The sequence below is a fragment of the Boseongicola sp. genome (assembly GCF_057460485.1).
Genome location: NZ_JBVCWP010000003.1, coordinates 24,546 through 43,724, shown reverse-complemented (window position 1 = coordinate 43,724; position 19,179 = coordinate 24,546). Strand labels below are relative to the sequence as shown.

The window sequence follows — 19,179 nt, the reverse complement described above, 5'->3', positions numbered from 1 at the left end:
GCAATCGACTTTGCCAAGACTGTCCCCATCACCTAAAAACAAGGGACAAACCATGTTTCGATCTGCAGGCTTCCGCTTCATCGCCGTTGGGCTTCTCGCACTGTTAATGTTCATACCTCTTAACCTCGTCTCCTCGATCATCGACGACCGCGCCACCTACGCTCGCCAAACCGTCACAGATATCAGTCTCGAATGGGGGGGCGCCCAACAAATTAGCGGCCCCGTTCTGATCATCCCCGTCACTGAAGACGTCACCTACGACCGCCGCCGCGAAGCCGTTGACGGCTCCACCGGCCTCACCCTGCAGGACGAGAACGGCAAACCGATTTTCGAGCGTTTCGAGGAAACCGTGACCGAAACGCGGCCCCCCGTTCACCTCTTCGCAGACACCCTCGACATCACCGTTGACACCACGTCGGAAAGGCGAAACCGCGGCATTTTCGACGTGCCAGTCTACACCGCACAGGTCGAGATCGCCTTCGATTTTAACGCTCTATCTGCAACCGACGCACTTGGTGGGAAAGAAACCCTTCACTGGAAAGACGCGCGCATTGACGTCTACCTCACATCCAACCGGGCGCTGCGCGGCGAAGCGCAACTCACTTCCGACGGCGCCGCCATGACGCTAGAACCCATCGCCGCCGTCAACCGAAAATCTGGTGGCGGACTTACCGCAACTCCGGGTGATCCGCGCGGGTCCGGACCCTACCGGCTGACCCTGAAACTGAATGGAGCGCAACACATCGCTGCCACTGCCACAGGCCGCACCAGCCACCTCGCGATTACCAGCGATTGGCCCGACCCAAGCTTCTTCGGAAGTTTCCTCCCTGACGCGCGAAGCGTTAACGAAGATGGCTTCACAGCCACGTGGAGCGTCCCGCATCTGGCCCGCCCCCTTCCGCAGCTAAGCCGCGAACCGCTCGACCCGACTGCGCGGTCCATCGCATCAATGGGCGTGCGGTTTATCACCCCGAACGACTTCTACCAAAAGGCCTACCGCTCCGCCCGTTATGGCATCCTTTTCATCGGCTTAACCTTCCTCACGGTCTTGCTTCTCGACCGTGTCGGCGCGAAGCCCGCGCATCCCGTTCAGTACTTGATGATTGGCCTGGCGCAGTCCGTTTTCGTCCTGCTCATGGCATCTTTCGCCGAGCAAATCGGCTTCGCAGCCGCCTACCTTCTCGCGGCATCAGCCACGATCGGTCTGCTAACCCTATTTGGAGCCACAGCGCTTAAACTCGCCAAACGCACCACAACGCTCGCCGCGATGTTAATCATCGTTTACGCCGTCCTCTATCTGATCCTGCAAAGCGCAGATTATGCCCTCCTTGCAGGTTCCACATTGGCCTTTCTCGCTCTTGCCGGAACGATGTGGCTGACCCGCGATGAAGACTGGCACGGCCCCGACCGTGAACCCCGTAAATGGTTCCTCAAAAAGGCGGAAAAAGACGCGCCCTCCGCCTCTTAATCGTCTTTGTGAAATCTAAAACTCGTTGCCCGGTCATATCTCGGGTGACGAGTTTCTGTGGATATAGAATATTTCAAGCCACTGATTAAAAATGCTTTTCACTAAGCCGGCCTGCGATATCTCATAGACAAACTCGTCAGGCATAGCCCAGGGGCTCGATATCACGCAAAGGCAGCTTCCAAAGCAATTTCAACCATGTCCCCAAAGCTTTTCTCACGCTGGTCGCTTGGCAAGGCTTCCCCGGTAATCAGGTGGTCCGACACGGTCAGGACAGCCAAGGCCCGGCGTCCATAGCGTGCCGCCAGAGTGTAAAGTTCAGCGGCCTCCATTTCGACGCCAAGAATGCCGTGCCGCATCATTTGCTCATTCAGATCTGGCCGCTCGTCATAGAAAGTATCCGACGAATAAATCCCTCCGACATGCGTGGAAACGCCTTTGGTTTTGGCAGCATCAGCGGCTGCGCGCAGAAGGCCGTAGTCGGCACAAGGCGCGAACTGAAACTCTTTGAAGATACCCCGCGACGGTGTTGAAAGCGACGATGCTGTCATCGCCAATATAACATCGCGTACCTTAACCCCGTCCTGCATTCCGCCGCACGACCCGATCCGGATCAGCGTTTGCACGCCGTAATCCCTGATCAATTCGGTCGCGTAAATTGACAGACTTGGCATTCCCATTCCGGAACCGTGAATGGTCACCGGATTACCGCGCCACGTGCCCGTGAACCCAAGCATGCCACGGACTTCGTTGACCAGCCGTGCGTTGTCCAGAAATGCGTCGGCGGCCCATTTCGCACGATACGGGTCTCCAGGCAGCAACACGGTTTCAGCAATATCGCCTTCTTTGGCACCAATGTGAATCGTCATGTCAGGACCCCTCTCGTGAATGATATCATGGCTTTTAAAGTGCTACTTCGGAAACGGAAGGTTGCCAATGGTCCGCTGCTTTGTCGTAAGCCTTGTGTTTATACTCGGCACCAGTTCTGCATGCGCTGACCCAGAGGCCGATCTTGCCCGATCCGTCTTGGGCAACCTCCAGGCCCAGTCATTTCGCGACAATGTCGAATAGTGCGGCGACCTCGGGTTTGACGGAGGCGGCAGTTTGGTTGCGACCCCGGCCGCAAAAGGCGGTCCCGACTGGTGCGAGATCGACACGCCAGAAGGCATTGAAATCGACGCACCCTACCACTCGCACCCGGAATATGACGCAAACGCGTGGTCGGAGGTTCCGAGCCGGGAAGATATGGAGACGCACGAAGATCAGGGGATTGATGGCTGTGTCAGCACGGCGGGCGGGCGGTTGTGGTATATCGACACCGAAGACATGATTGCGACCCAGATTTGAGGCATTTGTTGCCTGCCGCTCGATCCGAGATTTCAACCGCCCCCCCGAAGGCAATATCCGACAAAGCAACAGCCGCGACGAGCCTGTTCAGAAGATCAACCGTTAACCTTTATCAACGGGTCGCTTCCTCAGTGGCAACACCTGCCGGGTCAGCAAGCGCCACGATGTCAAACATAATCCGGTTAAGGTCGAAATCCTTCGGCGTATAAACCCGGGCTACTCCCATCGTGCGCAGCCGTTCCGCGTCAACGTCGGGAATAATCCCGCCGACGACGACCGGCGTTTGACCCAGTCCGGCGCCCCGCAGTTCACTCAACAGCTCCTCGATCAACGGCATATGACTGCCGGAAAGAATAGACAATCCAATGACATGCGCACCTTGCTTTTGGGCAGCAGCGACAATTTCAGACGGCGTCAGGCGAATACCTTCATATGTGATGTCCATGCCTGCATCGCGCGCGCGCGTCGCAATTTGCTCGGCCCCATTCGAGTGTCCGTCAAGACCCGGCTTGCCCACAAGAAACTTCAGCCGCTCTCCAAGCTTGGCTGAAACCGCGTCCACTTCAGCGCGCAACTCATCAAGACCTTCCGTCTTGTTCGACGGCGCCTGCGACACCCCGGTCGGCGCACGGTACTGTCCGAAAACACCGCGAACGATATCGCCCCATTCGCCCGTTGTAACACCCGCTTTCGCCGCAGCGACCGATGCTGGCATGATGTTGGTCCCATCCCGAGCGGCTGCTTCTAAATCCGCGAGGGCTGCGCGAACCGCGTCTTGGTCACGCGCTGCGCGCCAGGCTTCAAGCCGCGCAATCTGATCCGCCTCGGCCTTTGGGTCAGCGAGCATGATGGCCTCGGGGCCGCTGGTTAACGGCGAAGGCTCCCCGGATTCATACTTGTTAACGCCGACAACAATGGTCTCACCACGCTCAATACGCTGAATACGGTCTGCGTTTGCTTCGACCAGACGCATCTTCATATGTTCGATCGCTTCGACCGCGCCGCCCATCGCATCAATATGTGCAAGCTCGGCGCGCGCTCCTGCTTTCAGGGCCTCAACCTTCGATGCAATCACCCGATTGCCGTCGAACAGATCGCCGTATTCAAGAAGGTCGGTTTCAAATGCCAGAATTTGCTGCATCCGCAAGGACCACTGCTGATCCCAGGGCCGTGGCAGGCCAAGCGCCTCGTTCCAGGCGGGAAGCTGAACTGCCCGCGCGCGCGCATTCTTTGACAAGGTCACAGCCAACATTTCCAATAGGATACGGTAAACGTTGTTTTCGGGCTGCTGTTCGGTAAGCCCCAGAGAATTCACCTGTACTCCGTACCGAAAACGTCGAAACTTCTCCTCTTCGACCCCATAGCGTTCCCGACAAATCTCGTCCCAAAGCTCGGCGAACGCGCGCATTTTGCATAGTTCCGTGACAAACCGGATACCGGCATTCACGAAGAAACTGATACGGCCAACCATTGCGGGAAAATGCTCAGGCGGAACCTTTTTCTTCAGGTCGTCAAGAACGGCCTGCGCCGTCGCCAACGCATAGGCGAGCTCTTGTTGCGGCGTCGCTCCGGCTTCTTGCAAATGGTAGGAACACACGTTCATCGGGTTCCATTTTGGAAGATGTTCTCGCGTCCAGGCGGCAACGTCGGTAATCATTCTTAACGATGGGTGCGGTGGGCAAACATAGGTCCCGCGTGAAAGGTATTCCTTAATAATGTCGTTTTGCACGGTCCCTTGAAGCTTCGAGACATCGGCGCCCTGTTCTTCTGCCGCGGCCACATAGAGCGCCAAAAGCCAAGGTGCAGTGGCATTGATGGTCATCGACGTATTCATCTGATCCAATGGGATTGCGTCAAAAAGTGCGCGCATATCGCCTAGATGCGCAACCGGCACGCCAACTTTTCCGACCTCGCCCTGCGCCAAGCGGTGATCGCTGTCATAGCCCGTTTGCGTGGGCAGATCGAACGCGACAGACAGGCCGGTCTGACCCTTCGCAAGGTTACCGCGATACAGCGCGTTAGACGCCTTTGCGGTCGAATGTCCGGCATATGTGCGAAACAACCAGGGATCATCGGCACTCTTTCGAGCGGTTTCATTCTGCACTTGCGACATGCGCGCATCCTTCCAAGATCGGCTGAAATAATCTTTCGCCAAAGGGTGATTTAAAGTCATTTTGTATCTCTGTCAATTCGCTGCGGCGCGGCATGACGGGATTGTCCTTCCTAGCGCACGCTGTCACTGTCTGGGCATGACACAATCGGTCACCTTGCCGCTTTGGCTTCTCGTCCTTGTTCTGGTGTTCGCGGCTGTGACTGCGTCCACTCATCTGCTGTTTCCATCGGTGCGTTGGTATTTCCGTCGCCGCGCCGAGCGGTTCGTTAGCGAACTGAACAAGCGCCTTGAACGCCCGATACAACCCTTCAAACTCCTGCGTCGCCAAGACATGATCCAGCGAGTCATCTATGACCCCGAAGTCGTGCGCGCTGTCACCGAATACGCCAAAAGCGAAGGTGTCCGCGAGGACGTCGCCTTTGAGAAAGCGCACCGATACGCCCGCGAGATCGTCCCGTCGTTTAGCGCCACGGCCTATTTCCGTATTGCAATTCGCGGGACCCGTTGGCTGTCGCACAAGCTATTCGATGTGCGACTGCACCGTGTCGACGACGAGGCTCTTTCAGCAGTCGATCATAACGCCACACTGGTTTTCGTGATCAACCATCGCTCAAACTTTGACTACGTGCTGGTGACCTATCTTGCGGGCGACAAGTCGGCTCTTAGCTACGCGGCGGGGGACTGGGCGCATGTCTGGCCATTAAGCCGGATCGTGCGGGCCATGGGGGCTTATTTTATCCGGCGTCGATCCCACACGGAATTGTACCGCAAGGTTCTGGCATCTTACGTGAAAAAGGCGACCGAAGCTGGCGTCACTCAAGCGGTGTTCCCCGAAGGCGGGCTAAGCCGGAATGGGCTGGTTGGCCCCCCCAAATTAGGCATCCTCAGCTACATCGTGCAGGGCTGGCGTTCCGATGGTCCTGACGTTGTGTTTGTCCCTGTTTCGCTGAACTATGATCGCGTTGTCGAGGACCGTATTCTTGTGGCTGCCGGCCGGTCCGGAACGCGCCGCTTTAGGGCTTCGGCGCCTGAAGGCGTGCAATTTACGCTGCGATATATCTGGCGTCGACTCCGAGGGCTTGAATCCCGGTTCGGCGTTGCTGGCGTAACTTTCGGCAGGCCAATATCGCTTAGTGAACTCGCGGCTGGAGCGCCGCAAACCGCAGACCTCGTCCATCTTCTTGGCGAGCGATTGAAAGAGGATATTCGCACGTCCGTGCCAGTCGTGACGGTGCCACTGATTATGACAGCTTTGTTCAAGCGCGACGGTCACGCAACGATGCAAGACATCAGCGCAGAGATCGAGAAATTGCGTGCGGCCTTTGTTGGAACGCCTCCAGATTTCGCAGCGCCCGAGGGCGACAACGAGGCTCTTGCAGGTGTTCTTGAGGGCTTGGTCGTACGTCATATCCTGTCTCGCGAAGACGAGATTTACAGGATTATCGCCACCGACTTGGCGATCTTTTATGCCAATTCCATTCGACAATACCTTGCTGCAGATGCAGCCATTGCGATCCCGGCTTTTTCAACCGAGAGCAATTCCCTTAAGACATAAAATTACAAAAACCATAAAAAATCGTTTGCATAATTACTTTATGAGCGCTAATTCCACCAGAGGCGCAACGCGATTCTGCGGTGCAGCGTGATAGTGTTAAGGAGCCGACAGATGGCGTTGGACGCGAAGGCAGCAACAGTCACCCAGACATCCCCGATCAAGGATCTCTATGCCGTGGGCGAAATGCCACCGATGGGCCATGTTCCGGCACAGATGCATGCTTGGGCGATCCGCCGCGAACGTCACGGCGATCCTGACACCGCCATGCAGGTCGAAGTCGTAGACACGCCAGAAATTGACAGCAATGAAGTGCTCGTTTTGGTGATGGCCGCTGGCGTTAACTACAATGGTGTTTGGGCGGCCCTCGGACAGCCGATCAGCCCGTTTGACGGCCATAATCAGTCCTATCATATCGCAGGCTCGGATGCCTCGGGCATCGTCTGGGCGGTTGGTGATAAGGTAAAGCGTTGGAAGGTCGGCGACGAAGTCGTGATCCACTGCAACCAGGATGATGGCGACGACGAAGAATGCAACGGCGGCGATCCGATGTTCTCAAACTCGCAACGCATTTGGGGTTACGAGACGCCGGACGGGTCATTCTCTCAGTTTACACGGGTGCAAGCCCAGCAATTGATGGAGCGCCACAAGCACCTCACTTGGGAAGAAAGCGCCTGCTACACGTTAACCTTGGCAACGGCTTACCGGATGCTGTTTGGACACGAGCCTCACGACCTGAAACCGGGCCAGAATGTTCTGGTTTGGGGGGCTTCTGGCGGTCTTGGGTCTTACGCGATCCAGCTGATCAATACGGCGGGCGCGAACGCAATCGGCGTGATCTCGGATGAAGACAAACGCGATTTTGTCATGAGCCTTGGGGCCAAGGGCGTTTTGAACCGTCGTGACTTCAAATGTTGGGGGCAATTGCCCACCGTTAACACGCCGGAATATGCGGAGTGGTTCCAGGAAGCGCGCAAGTTCGGTAAGGCAATCTGGGAAATCACCGGCAAAGGCAACAACGTCGATATGGTGTTCGAACATCCCGGCGAAGCTACGTTCCCGGTATCCACATTCGTGGTTAAGAAGGGCGGAATGGTTGTGATCTGCGCCGGGACATCCGGGTTCAATTGCACCTTTGACGTTCGCTATATGTGGATGCATCAAAAGCGTCTTCAGGGCAGCCACTTTGCCCACCTGAAGCAGGCAAGTGCTGCCAACAAGCTGATGGTCGAGCGGCGCCTGGATCCTTGCATGTCGGAGGTCTTTACTTGGGCGGATTTGCCCGCAGCGCACATGAAGATGCTGCGCAACGAACACAAGCCCGGCAACATGGCCGTTCTCGTCCAATCCCCGCGTACGGGATTGCGAACATTGGAAGACACTTTGGACACCGACGTTTCCATATAAGAAGCAGGCTGTATTAGTGCTGCATGACTCTTTGAAAAAGAGAGTCGAAGATGGCGAACGAATGGAGAATAGATGTCTTAGCGGATCTGGTGACCTTTGCGGAAAAGAACAATCTGCCGGCCCTTGATCCTGGCGAAATAGGGGGCACAGATAGATCCAGGCGCGAACCACGGCATGTCGATTCACTCGGCGGGACAGGGTATTGGACATGTTGGACTCCTATATCGAGCAACTGCAGAAGGTCGAAACGCTTGAGGAGTTGAACGATGAGGGTGTCGCTCTGCGCGACACAGTCGACTTGGAACATGTTGTCTAGCATTCGGTTAAGTCCACCGGCGAACAATGCGCCGCTTTGACCAATTCGACCGAGGGGGTTCAGCACGATCTCGACAGGGTCTGCGCACGCTCCGAACCGCTCGTGCAGGCTTGCTTTCAGCGCTTTCCCCCAATTGCTTGGAAACCGAGACCAGGCCGCCCCACCTTCGTCACCGAAGAAATGTGCGGCCATTGGCACGACCGCAACTTTGGCGCTCCAACTTCGATGTCAAAGGCGGCGATTTCGGCCCGATCACGCTGGTGCAGACATGGGCGGGACGCTAGGGTCCGCCCATGTCCGTGCCGCTCATTCAATTCTCCGAAGATCAGGCCGAAGCGTTCGATCGCGTCGCTGAAGTTTTGCGCTCGGCGGGTGTCGATATCGAAGAAAGCACGACGACGCCGCGTGCCGATGGCGGCGACAACGCCCTTGCGATTATCGGCAAGGCGGGATCGGGCAAAACCATGCTGCTTGCGCGTCTTGCCGAAGCGATTTCGGAAGCGGGCGTCCACACAGTGTCGGGCGATTACGAAAGCCGACGTCGCAAAGACCGGCGCACAATCGCCATCCTTGCCCCGACCAACAAAGCCGCCAGCGTTCTTCGCAATCGCGGCGTCGCGGCGACAACGATCCACCGTATTCTCTACACACCGCTTTACGATCCTGAGTACGAAAAAATCGCTGAATGGTTGGTGGGCAACGCCGATCGCCCCGACGTCGAAGGCCTGACCGATCTGGCTCTTGATCGCGCGATGGCGTTCTACCAGCAAGTCCGTTCGGTGCCCGGCGCACTTGCGACGGCTGGTCTTAAAGGGTCCGACTTCATCTTGGGATGGACGCGCCGCGAAGACCCACTCGACATTGGATTTGTCGACGAGTCTTCAATGCTCGACAAACGCCAATTCGAGGATCTAAAGGAAATTTTCCCCACCTTGGTGCTGTTTGGGGACCCCGCGCAGCTTGCGCCGGTGAACCAGTCCGGCTCGATGGTTTTTCAAGACTTGCCCGAACCTCGTAAAATGACGCTTAGCCGCATTCACCGTCAGGACAAAGATAACCCAATCCTTGATCTCGCCCATGCGCTAGCTGACGAGACCCTCACCTTCGAGGCCTTCGAGCGCCAAATCGAAGAGGCTGCCGCGTCGGATGACCGCGTGGTTGTGGCCGAGCGCGTTGATGCCGATATGATGGCGCGATCGCCGGTTCTGGTCTGGCGAAACGCAACCCGCATCCGCCTGATCCACGCTTTCCGAGCAGCCTTCGAGGCGCCGGCCGAAGGCCTCCTTCCCGGCGAACCCCTTGTCTGTGATGGCATTGAACTTCCCCTGAAACACCGAAAAAAACGCCTCGATCTTGAGGCGCGCGGTCTGATTAAAGGCGCGCAGGTCATCTACCTCGGCCCCGGCAAACGCGCAGGGTTTTCGCGCCTGCACGTGATTGGTGCGCCTGAACCGCAGGTCTCTGCCGCGTCGATCGTCAAGATCGAAATACCGGGCGAGGAAGAACCCTCAATCCCGTTTGCTGCGAACATGGGGGCGGCGTTCCTGCACGGCGCGGCCGTCACCATCCACAAAGCGCAGGGCTCGCAATGGCCCGACGTGCAGGTCTTTGCGCCCGACCTCTACGCCGCCAGCCGCGCCGGTCGCATTGAAGCCGGTATTCCCCTTTGGAAACGTCTCGCTTACGTTGCGATCACCCGTGCTGAAACGCGTCTGCTTTGGATCACGCGCTACCGGCTTGGGCGTCCGACGCATCCGCTGACCACCGCCGACCTCAGCCAACCCGCCGCCCCATTTGAACTTTCATCCGAGGAGATAGCATGACAAAATCCATCCTGATCACCGGAGCATCCTCCGGCATTGGCTACGCAACTGCGCTTGAATTTCTGAACGCAGGCTGGACCGTGGGCCTTCTAGCCCGCCGTGGCGATGTCCTCGAGGACATGGCAAATACCTTCGACACGGCCGTGCCCCTGCCCGCCGACGTGACGAACGAAGCAGACGTGGACGCCGCCGTTGCAGCCTTCGTCGAGAAAACTGGACGACTGGATGCGATGTTCAACAACGCCGGCATCTCGGGGCCCCAGGCGACCATAGACGAAGTCTCGTTGGAACAGTTCCAAAACGTTGTCGACGTCAACCTGACAGGTATGTTTCTGGCCGCGCGCGCCGCGTTTCGCCAGATGCGCGCGCAATCTCCACAAGGCGGGCGGATCATCAACAACGGCTCAATCTCGGCCCATACGCCCAGGCCGCAAATGGTTTGCTACACGACAACGAAGCACGCAATCACCGGGATGACACGACAGATCAGCCTTGATGGCCGCCCCTTCGATATCGCCTGTGGTCAGATCGACATCGGCAATGCTGGCACGGCAATGGTTACGGAAATGAACGATATCCTGGTCGCCCGTGGGGATGAGCCAAACCCTGTCATGGATGTGAAAGATGCCGCGCGCGCGGTCCTCCACATGGCCGAGCTGCCGCTTGAAACCAACGTGCAGTTTATGACGATCATCGCAACGAAAATGCCCTATATAGGGCGGGGCTAGGCCGCACGTTCCAGCGCGCTCGTCGCTCGGTCCTAGAGGCGAATGTAACGGAAAACGGCCGACGCGGCCCATCCTGCGAAAATGGCAATCGCCAATGACATCAGACCGTAAATCAGCGGCTGCTGGCGCGACAGGTTGAACAAAAACTGCTCCATGCCGACCTTGCTCACATCAATACTGGTCTCGTGCACGTCCAGAACCTCGCCACCCCGCGTCAGGTAAAACCGCGCGGTGTAATCCCCTTCGGTCAGGTTCGCGGGCAGCTTGATCGATGTCTTGAAAAGCGTCTCTTCGCTTATCTCTACTGAGCCAAAGGCGTTCAAATAGGCGTTCTGCGATTCCTTTATACGGATCAGCGCCTCGATGAAGTCCGCGCCATCTTCGCGCTCTAGCCCGACGGCACGAATGGCGCGGTCAATCGAAACCCGATGACGCAAATCTTCGATATCAAGGATAACGTCGTCCCAAGGGGCCGACGTGGCAACAGCGTAATAGGATGGCGCTTCATCGACTTCGACAGCCGCGTTGTTCACCCAGATGCCAAACCGCTTATCCTTGCGCCGTATGGTGATCGGCGCGGTCGGACCCTCAACCGTAACAATGACCTGAAGCGGCGGACCATCTGGAAGCGGGGCTGCCCGTTTAACTGCCCCAAAGATCAAAATCTCCGAACCGTCAAAATTCGTGGTGATCTGCACAGAATCCTGGCTTAGACCCGCAACCACTTCTTCGCCCTGAGCCGGCAAAGCCAGCAGCAAAAGAAGGCATAAAAGGCGGAACATCAGTGCCCCCCCGCCTTGCCAAGCGAGTAAAGCTCGGACGGCATGACCAGCAAATCAAAGGCCAGCTTACCGCAGACCAAAAGCACCATACCCGCCAGCAGGATGCGCAATTGCTCCGCCGGAAGCTTCGCGCCGATCCGTGTGCCAATTTGCGCGCCAATCACACCGCCAACCAAAAGCAGCACCGCAAGAACCACATCCACGGTGAAGTTCGTCGTCGCGTGCAAAAGCGTGGTGAAACCGGTCACAAAGATAATCTGGAAAAGCGAGGTTCCTATAACAACCTTTGTTGGCATACCAAGCAGGTAAATCATCGCCGGAACCATGATGAAGCCACCGCCGACGCCCATGATTGCCGCGAGAATACCGACAAATAGGCCGACAATAACCGGTGGGATGACCGAGATATAAAGACCCGACGTGCGGAACTTTATCTTAAAGGGCAGGTTGTGGATCCAGTTGTGCCGCTTGCGGGCAGGGGGCTTGCCACTGCGCGTCTTGATGATCGCGTTCAGGCTTTCGAGAAACATCAATCCACCGATGATGCCCAGGAAAACAACGTAACAAAGCTTAACAAGAAGATCGACCTGGCCCATGGCCTTCAGCGTATTGAACAGCTGAACACCAAGTGCCGCGCCCACAAGACCGCCAATCAGCAGCACTGTCCCCATCCGGAGGTCGACGGATTTTCGCCTCAGATGAGCAAGCACGCCCGAAAACGACGACGCGACGATCTGGTTGGCTTCGGTTGCTACGGCGACAGCGGGCGGAATGCCGATGAAGAACAACAGCGGGGTCATCAAAAAACCGCCGCCGACACCGAACATACCCGAAAGTACGCCCACCATTCCGCCAAGTCCTAAAAGGAGAAAGGCGTTGACCGAGACCTCGGCAATGGGAAGGTAGATTTGCATAACTTTCTTTACGCCTGCCTTGGACCACTTTTCAACGCCCAAATCGGAGAACCTGATAAGGCCAGCTCCGATAATTTGGAACGATTGGCCGTCAGGCCGTCTTAACGTTCCTTAACGTAGGGCTCGCCACCGGCACGCGGGGGAATTGCTTTGCCCACAAATCCGGCCAGAATGACCACGGTCAGGATGTAAGGAAGCGCATCCAGAAGTTGTCCGGGGATGTCTATCTGCACCAACCGCTCAACCGCATCCGGGCGCAGAGCAAGGGCTTGCAGGAAACCAAACAGAAGACAGGCCCAAAGCGCATACCAAGGCCGCCACTTCGCAAAAATCAACGCCGCCAACGCGATAAAGCCGCGTCCCGAGGACATGTCTTTTACGAAACCCGCCTGGAGAGCAGTTGCCAGATAGGCGCCCGCCATCCCGCAAAGGATGCCACAGATCGCAACAGCTGCATATCTCAGACCCACAACAGAAACACCTGCCGTGTCAACGGCCGCCGGGTTTTCACCCACAGCGCGAAGACGCAGACCGAAACGGGTGCGAAACAAAATGTACCATGTCAGCGGAACCATCAGGAAACCGACATAGACTAGGATGGAATGCCCCGAAATCAGCTCGGAATAGACCAAGCCAAGGGCGCCTGCGTCCTCCATCTGATCCGCATAGGGCAGGGTGATCGAGGTAAACCGTGCGTTGGGTCCAAAGTCGGAAAGCGAGGGTGTGCGGCCTCCCTGCTTGAACCAGGCCTGCGCGATGAGAACGGTCAAACCCGCCGCCAAAAAGTTAATCGCCACGCCCGAAATAAGCTGATTGCCCCGAAACGTGATCGAGGCAAGCCCGTGGATAATCGACAACGCCAAAGACGCCCCGATCCCCGCCAATAGCCCGATCCAGACGTTGCCGGTCAAAGCCGCGATAGCCGCCGAGAAAAACGCAGCCGCCAGCATCTTGCCTTCAAGACCAATGTCGAAAATGCCAGCACGTTCGGAAAAGAGACCTGCAAGACAGGCAAACAACAGCGGGATCGCAAAGCGTACTGCTGTGTCAGAAATTTGGAGGAAAGTCAGGAAATCCATATCCGCTTACTCCGCCGGCTTTGGCGAAGTGGTCGCCGGTTCAGGTTGCTTGCGTCTAAACAACAAGAACAACTTCTCAAGCGGCATCCGCACCATGTTGTCTAGCGCGCCTGTGAACAGGATTACCAAGGCCTGAATAACCACGATCAATTCTCGCGGCACGTTGGTCCAAAGACTCAACTCCGCGCCACCCTGATAGAGAAACCCAAACAAAAGAGCAGCCAAAAGCACGCCAAGCGGATGCGATCGACCCATCAAGGCCACCGCAATCCCGATAAACCCGGCCCCTTCGACCGAGTTTAAAACCAGTCGCTCGGCCTCGCCCATCACCGTGTTGATCGCCATCATGCCGGACAATCCGCCCGAAATTAACATCGCAATCATGATGATCCGCGTCGGCGAAATACCGGCATACAATGCGGCAGGTTCGCTGTGTCCGTAAGCTCGGATTGCGTACCCTAAGCGCGTGCGCCAGATCAAAAGCCAGACGGCGAAACACGAAACCAAAGCGAAGAAGAATGTCACATTGGCAGGGGCGCCGCGGAACGCGGGTTTCTCGCCAAAGCTGAACATGTCCTGAAACGTCGGCAGGTGCGTACTCGCCGCAAACTTAGCTGTCGCCGGGTCCATAGCGCCGGGAGGCTTCAGAACCTCAACCAGCAGATAGACAAGCAAAGATCCCGCAATAAAGTTGAACATGATCGTCGTGATTACGATGTGGCTGCCGCGCTTGGCCTGCAGATACGCCGGGATTGCAGCCCATGCCGCACCGAACAATGCCCCGCCAATCAAGGCAACCGGAAGGGCCACACTCCAGTGAGGGAACGGGATAAATAGACAAACAAGTGCCACCCCGACACCACCAAGCATCGCCTGGCCCTCGCCGCCAATATTGAACATTCGCGCGTGAAAGGCGACCGACACCGCAAGACCGGTGAAGATGAAGTTCGTGGTATAATAAAGGGTATAGCCCCAGCCATACGACGAGCCCAACGCGCCCGTGACCATCGTATTCAGTGCGGCCATCGGGTCTTCCCCAATGGCAACGATCACGCCGGCCGAGATCAGAAACGCAATCGCAATAGAGATCAGCGGAATCAGGAGGGCATCCGCCCACTTTGGCATCACGTCCATCGATCTACCTTCCCTGTCCGGGGTTGCCGACGCGCATCGCGCCGGCAGGAGACTGCGCCAAAGGCGACGTCCCGGTATCCGTCACGCCTGCCATCAAAAGTCCAAGCTCGCGCTCGTCGGTCTGGCCCGCAATCCGTTCACCCATGATCTGACCGTCGAACATCACGATGATCCGGTCGGCCAGCGACATGATCTCATCAAGCTCAACCGACACCAGCAAAATTGCTTTGCCGCGATCGCGCAAAGCGACAAGCTGCTGGTGAATGAATTCGATCGCACCAATATCGACACCGCGCGTTGGCTGCCCGACAAGCAGCAACTCAGGGTTGCGTTCAATTTCGCGCGCCAGCACAATCTTCTGCTGGTTCCCGCCCGAGAAATTCTTCGCCGTCAGAGAAGGTATAGGCGGGCGCACGTCAAAACGCTCCATCTTGCCCACCGTGTCCTTACGGATCGCGCGGTTATCCATAAGCCAGCGGTTTTTCTGATATTCAGGCGCGTTGTGATAGCCAAATGCGACGTTTTCCCAAGCATGGAAATCAAGGATCAATCCCTCGCGCTGGCGATCCTCCGGCACATGAGCAATTCCCTTTTCGCGCCGCGATTGTCCATCCGACTTGCGCCCCGTCAGGTCAATCGGCTCACCGTTGAGATGCACCTTGCCCTTGGCACGCCGATAGCCGCCAAGGACTTCCAAAAGCTCGGACTGTCCATTGCCTGCGACGCCTGCAATACCGACAATCTCGCCGCCGCAGACGCTAAGCGAAACGCCCTTTAGCCGCTCAACGCCGCTGTCGTCCTTCACGCGCAGGTTCTCGACTTCCAAGACCTTTGCATAGGGCGTCGCTGGCAATTTTACAACGTTTAACAATACCTTACGACCGACCATCAGTTCGGCCAGTTCCTCGGGCGATGTATTTCTCGTCTTAACCGTCGCCGTCATTTCACCGCGTCGCATCACGCTGACCGTATCGGTCACATTCATGATCTCGCGCAGCTTGTGTGTGATCAGGATGATCGTCTTACCTTCGTCCTTCAGACCCTTCAGGATCCGGAACAAATGGTCGGCCTCAGACGGTGTCAAAACCCCGGTGGGCTCGTCCAAAATCAAAATCTCAGCCTTGCGGTAAAGCGCCTTCAGGATCTCAACACGCTGCTGCATGCCAACCCCAATATCCTCGATCTTCTTATCGGGATCGACGTTCAATTCGTATTCGGCGGCCAGTTCCGTCAAAAGCTTCCGCGCCTTCGACAAGGACGGCATCAATCGCGCGCCTTCTTCCGCGCCAAGAACCACGTTCTCCAGCACGGTAAAATTCTCAACCAGCTTGAAATGCTGGAACACCATCCCGATGCCAGCACCAATCGCGGCCTGACTGTCAGGGATTGTCGTTTCTTTTCCGTTTATGAAAATCTGACCCGAGTCAGCTTTGTAAAACCCATAAAGGATCGACATCAATGTGGACTTGCCCGCACCGTTTTCGCCAATGATCCCGTGGATTGTTCCGGGCATCACCCGGATCGCAATATCTTTATTGGCCTGCACAGGCCCAAAGGCTTTCGAGATACCTTTGAGTTCAATGGCAGGGGCGGCCACGCTGGCCGCCCCCCCGTTTGATGTCGTTTCCGACATCAGAATTCAAGCGCCGGGCAGCTGTCGTCCGACATGTAGTCGTGAACCATCATTTCGCCCGAAACGATCTTATCGGCAGCGGCGTAAACTTGAGCCAGCATGTCGTAAGACACGATTGCTTCGTTGTTCTCGTCCAAAGCGACGCCCACGCCGTAATTCGCAAGACCCATCACGTTGAAGCCGGTCTCAAGGTCAGTCCCTTGGGTCAGTGCATCGTAAACCGCAACGTCCACGCGCTTCAGCATCGATGTCAGAACCGATCCCGGGTGCAGATAGTTCTGGTTGCTGTCGACACCGATTGAGAAGATGCCCTCATCGGCTGCGACCTGAAGAACACCAACGCCGGTACCACCAGCGGCTGCGTACACGATGTCAGCGCCCTGGCTGATCTGTGCTTTCGTCAGTTCGCCGCCCTTAACCGGGTCGTTCCAAGCCGCAGGCGTGGTGCCCGTCATGTTCGCCACGACGTTCGCATCGGGGTTCGCCGCCAAAACGCCCTGGGCATAGCCGCAGGCGAATTTGCGGATCAGCGGAATATCCATGCCGCCGATGAAGCCGACAGTGTTCGTCTCGGTTTTCAGACCAGCCATCATGCCAACAAGAAACGAGCCTTCATGCTCGTTAAAGACCACCGAACGTACGTTTGGTTGATCAACGACCATATCGATGATCGCAAACTTCGTGTCCGGATAGTCAGGTGCGACTTCGCCCAGAACCGAACCAAAGGCAAAGCCAGTCATGATGACAGGGTTCGCACCAGCTTCTGCGAAACGACGAAGCGCCTGCTCGCGCTGTGCTTCCGACGTCAGTTCGATCTCGCGGAACGAGTCGCCTGTTTCTGCAGCCCAGCGCTGCGCGCCTGCGAAAGCTGCTTCGTTAAAGGATTTGTCGAACTTGCCGCCAAGGTCGAAAATAAGTGCAGGCTCGGCTGCTGCAGTGCCGGCGGACAACGCTAAGACGGCGCTTGCGCCAAGAAGTCTCTGCATAACGGTCATAAGGTATCTCCCAAGTTAGTCGTTTTATAAACGCCAAAGGCGGGCAAACCGCCCTTCACGTCCGAATTCGTCTGATCATTGTCAGATCATTTCCGATTAAGGCCGCAGACGCTTGGGAGGGTCAATAGGAGTCTTGGGGGTTCCTATGCGACCAGCCCCCCGAAATGACGCAAAGTCATGCGGGTAGAAGCGTTTTGCTCATCACAGCGGCATCAATCGCATCACCGTCAGGAATGACATAGTAGCCACGTCGCACGCGGTCCTCGGCGTATCCTGCCGATGCATACAAGGCGCGCGCGGCCGCATTGGTTGCGGCCACTTCCAGAAAGGCGCGCGCCGCACCTTTTTGGACCGCTTGAGCTTCAAACGCTGCAAGGCAGGCGCGCGCGTGCCCACGGCGCCGTGCCTCCGGGTCCACGGCAAGCGTCAAAAGTTCTGCCTCATCAACGATGACCCGTCCCAGGGCGAAACCCGCCCCACTTAGCGCAAGCACAGATCCAGGATCCGACAGGAAGCCTTTGAAGGTCTCTGCAGACCAGGGGCGCGGCACGAGCATCGCACGGGCGTGGATGCGGGCAAGGCCGTCGGGCGTCATGGCAAAATGACAGGCTGCGGATCCGAGGCTGGTGCTGCATCCGCTGCGCGGACGTAGAGCGGGGCAGGAGCAGCGATATCGCCTCCACGGCTCAGTTTTTCCAGAGCAATGCGGGCGATGATTTCGGGCGCGCGCGGCCAGTCGATTTCTGATGTGTTGAACGGGTAGGGACCGGGGACGCCATCACCGAAGCCCAGCGACAGGTGCTCGGCGTAAGGGCCCAGGAATTCAGATCCAGGCGGCGGCGCGGGAAAGTCCAGGTCACTCCAAAGATGATCGCCGCCAAGGACACGCGGGTTTCCCACCGGATGCCCGCCCGAAAAAGATTGAACGTAAAATGTGTCACGTGGACCGCCCAATGTGACAATTTGCTGACGAGGGCCGGGACGAGACGCCGGGCCGCGCATGATTTCAAAGGCAGAAACACCAATTGTCGGTACGCCCAAAGATAAGGCCAATCCGCGCGCCGCACTCACACCGATGCGGATGCCGGTAAAGTTTCCGGGACCGACGCCGACGCCGATCACGTCAAGTTCTTCCCAAACCGCCCCCTCATCCGACAACACTTCCTCCAGCATTGGTATCAGCCGTTCAGCTTGCCCTCTCGCCATTTCTTCATACCGCGATGCAACGACACGCTCGCCAAACAGCAAAGCGGCCGCGCAATGCGCGGCCGATGTATCAAATGCCAGTGTGGTTTTGTCAGGCGGCAACCGGACGAACCTCGACCACCTCTGGGATATAGTGCCGCAGCAAGTTCTCAATGCCCATCTTCAGCGTCAAAGTGGAAGATGGGCAACCCGCACAGGCCCCTTGCATGTGAAGGTAAACAATACCGCGATCAAAGCCATGGAACACGATATCGCCCCCATCCTGAGCCACCGCAGGGCGCACGCGTGTATCCAGCAACTCTTTGATTTGATCAACGATATCGCCATCTTCACCGGTATGTTCTGCATGGCCCGATGCCGGGCCGGCGTCGCCTGAAATGACGGGATGGCCCGACTGGAAATGCTCCATAATCGCGCCAAGGATCGCAGGCTTAACGTGATCCCATTCGGTCGCGTCTGTCTTGGTCACGGTGATAAAATCAAGGCCGAAAAAGACACCTGAGACACCGTCGATCCCAAACAAACGGGTCGCAAGTGGAGACGATCCAGCTGCCTCAGAGTTCGGAAAATCGGCCGTTCCGACCTCAAGCACACTCTGCCCCGGCAGAAACTTCAGCGTGGCAGGGTTTGGCGTCGATTCCGTTTGAATAAACATGGTGTGCGTCCTCTCGAATAGAGTTTAGAT

The 19,179-nt window shown here is 57.1% G+C and carries 16 protein-coding genes and 1 pseudogene; 6 read left to right on the top strand and 11 right to left on the bottom strand.

The window, feature by feature from the left end; translation table 11 throughout:
* Nucleotides 1-52 precede the first annotated feature (52 nt).
* Nucleotides 53-1,468, top strand: coding sequence for a cell envelope integrity protein CreD (creD, locus tag AC221Y_RS01200; protein WP_486706655.1), 1,416 nt, complete (start codon nucleotides 53-55; stop codon nucleotides 1,466-1,468).
* Between the two features lie 161 nt (nucleotides 1,469-1,629).
* Here the strand turns inward: creD and deoD are convergent, their stop codons facing one another.
* Entirely contained in the window at nucleotides 1,630-2,334 is a 705-nt protein-coding gene (deoD, locus tag AC221Y_RS01195; protein WP_299754472.1) for a purine-nucleoside phosphorylase, read from the bottom strand.
* A gap of 214 nt (nucleotides 2,335-2,548) precedes the next feature.
* Here deoD and AC221Y_RS01190 point away from each other — a divergent pair.
* A pseudogene (locus AC221Y_RS01190) lies at nucleotides 2,549-2,812 on the top strand (DUF4329 domain-containing protein); the annotation flags it as partial.
* A 112-nt stretch (nucleotides 2,813-2,924) separates the two neighbouring features.
* Here AC221Y_RS01190 and AC221Y_RS01185 read toward each other — a convergent pair.
* A complete protein-coding gene (locus AC221Y_RS01185; protein WP_299754474.1) occupies nucleotides 2,925-4,925 on the bottom strand; it encodes a protein meaA in 2,001 nt (666 codons plus the stop codon).
* Between the two features lie 136 nt (nucleotides 4,926-5,061).
* Between AC221Y_RS01185 and AC221Y_RS01180 the strand changes: the two genes are divergently transcribed.
* From AC221Y_RS01180 to AC221Y_RS01165, 4 genes are all read left to right on the top strand, one after another.
* Complete coding sequence (locus AC221Y_RS01180; protein WP_299754476.1) at nucleotides 5,062-6,480, top strand: 1-acyl-sn-glycerol-3-phosphate acyltransferase; 1,419 nt, start codon at nucleotides 5,062-5,064, stop codon at nucleotides 6,478-6,480.
* 111 nt (nucleotides 6,481-6,591) lie between these two features.
* Nucleotides 6,592-7,884, top strand: coding sequence for a crotonyl-CoA carboxylase/reductase (ccrA, locus tag AC221Y_RS01175; protein WP_486706654.1), 1,293 nt, complete (start codon nucleotides 6,592-6,594; stop codon nucleotides 7,882-7,884).
* Nucleotides 7,885-8,493: 609 nt separating this feature from the next.
* Nucleotides 8,494-10,023, top strand: coding sequence for an ATP-dependent DNA helicase (locus AC221Y_RS01170; RefSeq protein ID WP_299750365.1), 1,530 nt, complete (start codon nucleotides 8,494-8,496; stop codon nucleotides 10,021-10,023).
* Nucleotides 10,020-10,751 carry an SDR family oxidoreductase gene (locus AC221Y_RS01165; RefSeq protein WP_299750367.1) on the top strand — a complete coding sequence of 244 codons (732 nt, stop codon included), beginning with the start codon at nucleotides 10,020-10,022 and terminating at the stop codon, nucleotides 10,749-10,751. Before AC221Y_RS01170 ends, AC221Y_RS01165 begins: the two co-directional genes overlap by 4 nt.
* Before the next feature lie 32 nt (nucleotides 10,752-10,783).
* Here the strand turns inward: AC221Y_RS01165 and AC221Y_RS01160 are convergent, their stop codons facing one another.
* From AC221Y_RS01160 to AC221Y_RS01120, 9 genes are all read right to left on the bottom strand, one after another.
* Nucleotides 10,784-11,533 carry a TIGR02186 family protein gene (locus AC221Y_RS01160; protein WP_299750369.1) on the bottom strand — a complete coding sequence of 250 codons (750 nt, stop codon included), beginning with the start codon at nucleotides 11,531-11,533 and terminating at the stop codon, nucleotides 10,784-10,786.
* Nucleotides 11,533-12,447, bottom strand: a complete 915-nt coding sequence (locus AC221Y_RS01155; RefSeq protein ID WP_299750372.1) for a sulfite exporter TauE/SafE family protein — start codon at nucleotides 12,445-12,447, stop codon at nucleotides 11,533-11,535. Before AC221Y_RS01155 ends, AC221Y_RS01160 begins: the two co-directional genes overlap by 1 nt.
* A gap of 101 nt (nucleotides 12,448-12,548) precedes the next feature.
* The gene (locus tag AC221Y_RS01150; RefSeq protein ID WP_299750375.1) at nucleotides 12,549-13,526 is read right to left on the bottom strand and encodes an ABC transporter permease; all 978 of its coding nucleotides are present in this window, start codon (nucleotides 13,524-13,526) and stop codon (nucleotides 12,549-12,551) included.
* A 6-nt stretch (nucleotides 13,527-13,532) separates the two neighbouring features.
* The gene (locus AC221Y_RS01145; protein ID WP_299750378.1) at nucleotides 13,533-14,660 is read right to left on the bottom strand and encodes an ABC transporter permease; all 1,128 of its coding nucleotides are present in this window, start codon (nucleotides 14,658-14,660) and stop codon (nucleotides 13,533-13,535) included.
* 4 nt (nucleotides 14,661-14,664) lie between these two features.
* On the bottom strand, nucleotides 14,665-16,293 hold the full coding sequence (locus AC221Y_RS01140; RefSeq protein ID WP_299750381.1) for an ABC transporter ATP-binding protein: 1,629 nt from the start codon (nucleotides 16,291-16,293) through the stop codon (nucleotides 14,665-14,667).
* Nucleotides 16,293-17,288 (bottom strand): BMP family lipoprotein, encoded by a 996-nt coding sequence (locus AC221Y_RS01135; RefSeq protein ID WP_299750383.1) that lies wholly within the window; start codon nucleotides 17,286-17,288, stop codon nucleotides 16,293-16,295. The genes AC221Y_RS01140 and AC221Y_RS01135 overlap by 1 nt, the downstream gene beginning before the upstream one ends.
* Before the next feature lie 175 nt (nucleotides 17,289-17,463).
* Entirely contained in the window at nucleotides 17,464-17,883 is a 420-nt protein-coding gene (locus AC221Y_RS01130) for a GNAT family N-acetyltransferase (RefSeq protein WP_299750386.1), read from the bottom strand.
* Nucleotides 17,880-18,596: a tRNA (adenosine(37)-N6)-threonylcarbamoyltransferase complex dimerization subunit type 1 TsaB gene (gene tsaB / locus AC221Y_RS01125; protein ID WP_486706653.1), complete on the bottom strand. Its 717-nt coding sequence runs from the start codon at nucleotides 18,594-18,596 to the stop codon at nucleotides 17,880-17,882. The genes AC221Y_RS01130 and tsaB overlap by 4 nt, the downstream gene beginning before the upstream one ends.
* On the bottom strand, nucleotides 18,586-19,149 hold the full coding sequence (locus AC221Y_RS01120) for a NifU family protein (protein WP_299754100.1): 564 nt from the start codon (nucleotides 19,147-19,149) through the stop codon (nucleotides 18,586-18,588). Before AC221Y_RS01120 ends, tsaB begins: the two co-directional genes overlap by 11 nt.
* Between the last annotated feature and the right edge of the window lie 30 nt (nucleotides 19,150-19,179).

Bases quoted from the DNA above. Each gene is read 5' to 3' on its own strand.
- AC221Y_RS01145 (WP_299750378.1), bottom strand. From the start codon at position 14,660: ATGGACGTGATGCCAAAGTGGGCGGATGCCCTCCTGATTCCGCTGATC.
- deoD (WP_299754472.1), bottom strand. From the start codon at position 2,334: ATGACGATTCACATTGGTGCCAAAGAAGGCGATATTGCTGAAACCGTG.
- AC221Y_RS01150 (WP_299750375.1), bottom strand. From the start codon at position 13,526: ATGGATTTCCTGACTTTCCTCCAAATTTCTGACACAGCAGTACGCTTT.
- AC221Y_RS01140 (WP_299750381.1), bottom strand. From the start codon at position 16,293: ATGTCGGAAACGACATCAAACGGGGGGGCGGCCAGCGTGGCCGCCCCT.
- AC221Y_RS01130 (WP_299750386.1), bottom strand. From the start codon at position 17,883: ATGACGCCCGACGGCCTTGCCCGCATCCACGCCCGTGCGATGCTCGTG.
- AC221Y_RS01165 (WP_299750367.1), top strand. From the start codon at position 10,020: ATGACAAAATCCATCCTGATCACCGGAGCATCCTCCGGCATTGGCTAC.
- ccrA (WP_486706654.1), top strand. From the start codon at position 6,592: ATGGCGTTGGACGCGAAGGCAGCAACAGTCACCCAGACATCCCCGATC.
- AC221Y_RS01160 (WP_299750369.1), bottom strand. From the start codon at position 11,533: ATGTTCCGCCTTTTATGCCTTCTTTTGCTGCTGGCTTTGCCGGCTCAG.
- AC221Y_RS01185 (WP_299754474.1), bottom strand. From the start codon at position 4,925: ATGTCGCAAGTGCAGAATGAAACCGCTCGAAAGAGTGCCGATGATCCC.
- AC221Y_RS01170 (WP_299750365.1), top strand. From the start codon at position 8,494: ATGTCCGTGCCGCTCATTCAATTCTCCGAAGATCAGGCCGAAGCGTTC.
- AC221Y_RS01135 (WP_299750383.1), bottom strand. From the start codon at position 17,288: ATGACCGTTATGCAGAGACTTCTTGGCGCAAGCGCCGTCTTAGCGTTG.
- AC221Y_RS01120 (WP_299754100.1), bottom strand. From the start codon at position 19,149: ATGTTTATTCAAACGGAATCGACGCCAAACCCTGCCACGCTGAAGTTT.
- creD (WP_486706655.1), top strand. From the start codon at position 53: ATGTTTCGATCTGCAGGCTTCCGCTTCATCGCCGTTGGGCTTCTCGCA.
- AC221Y_RS01155 (WP_299750372.1), bottom strand. From the start codon at position 12,447: ATGCAAATCTACCTTCCCATTGCCGAGGTCTCGGTCAACGCCTTTCTC.
- AC221Y_RS01180 (WP_299754476.1), top strand. From the start codon at position 5,062: ATGACACAATCGGTCACCTTGCCGCTTTGGCTTCTCGTCCTTGTTCTG.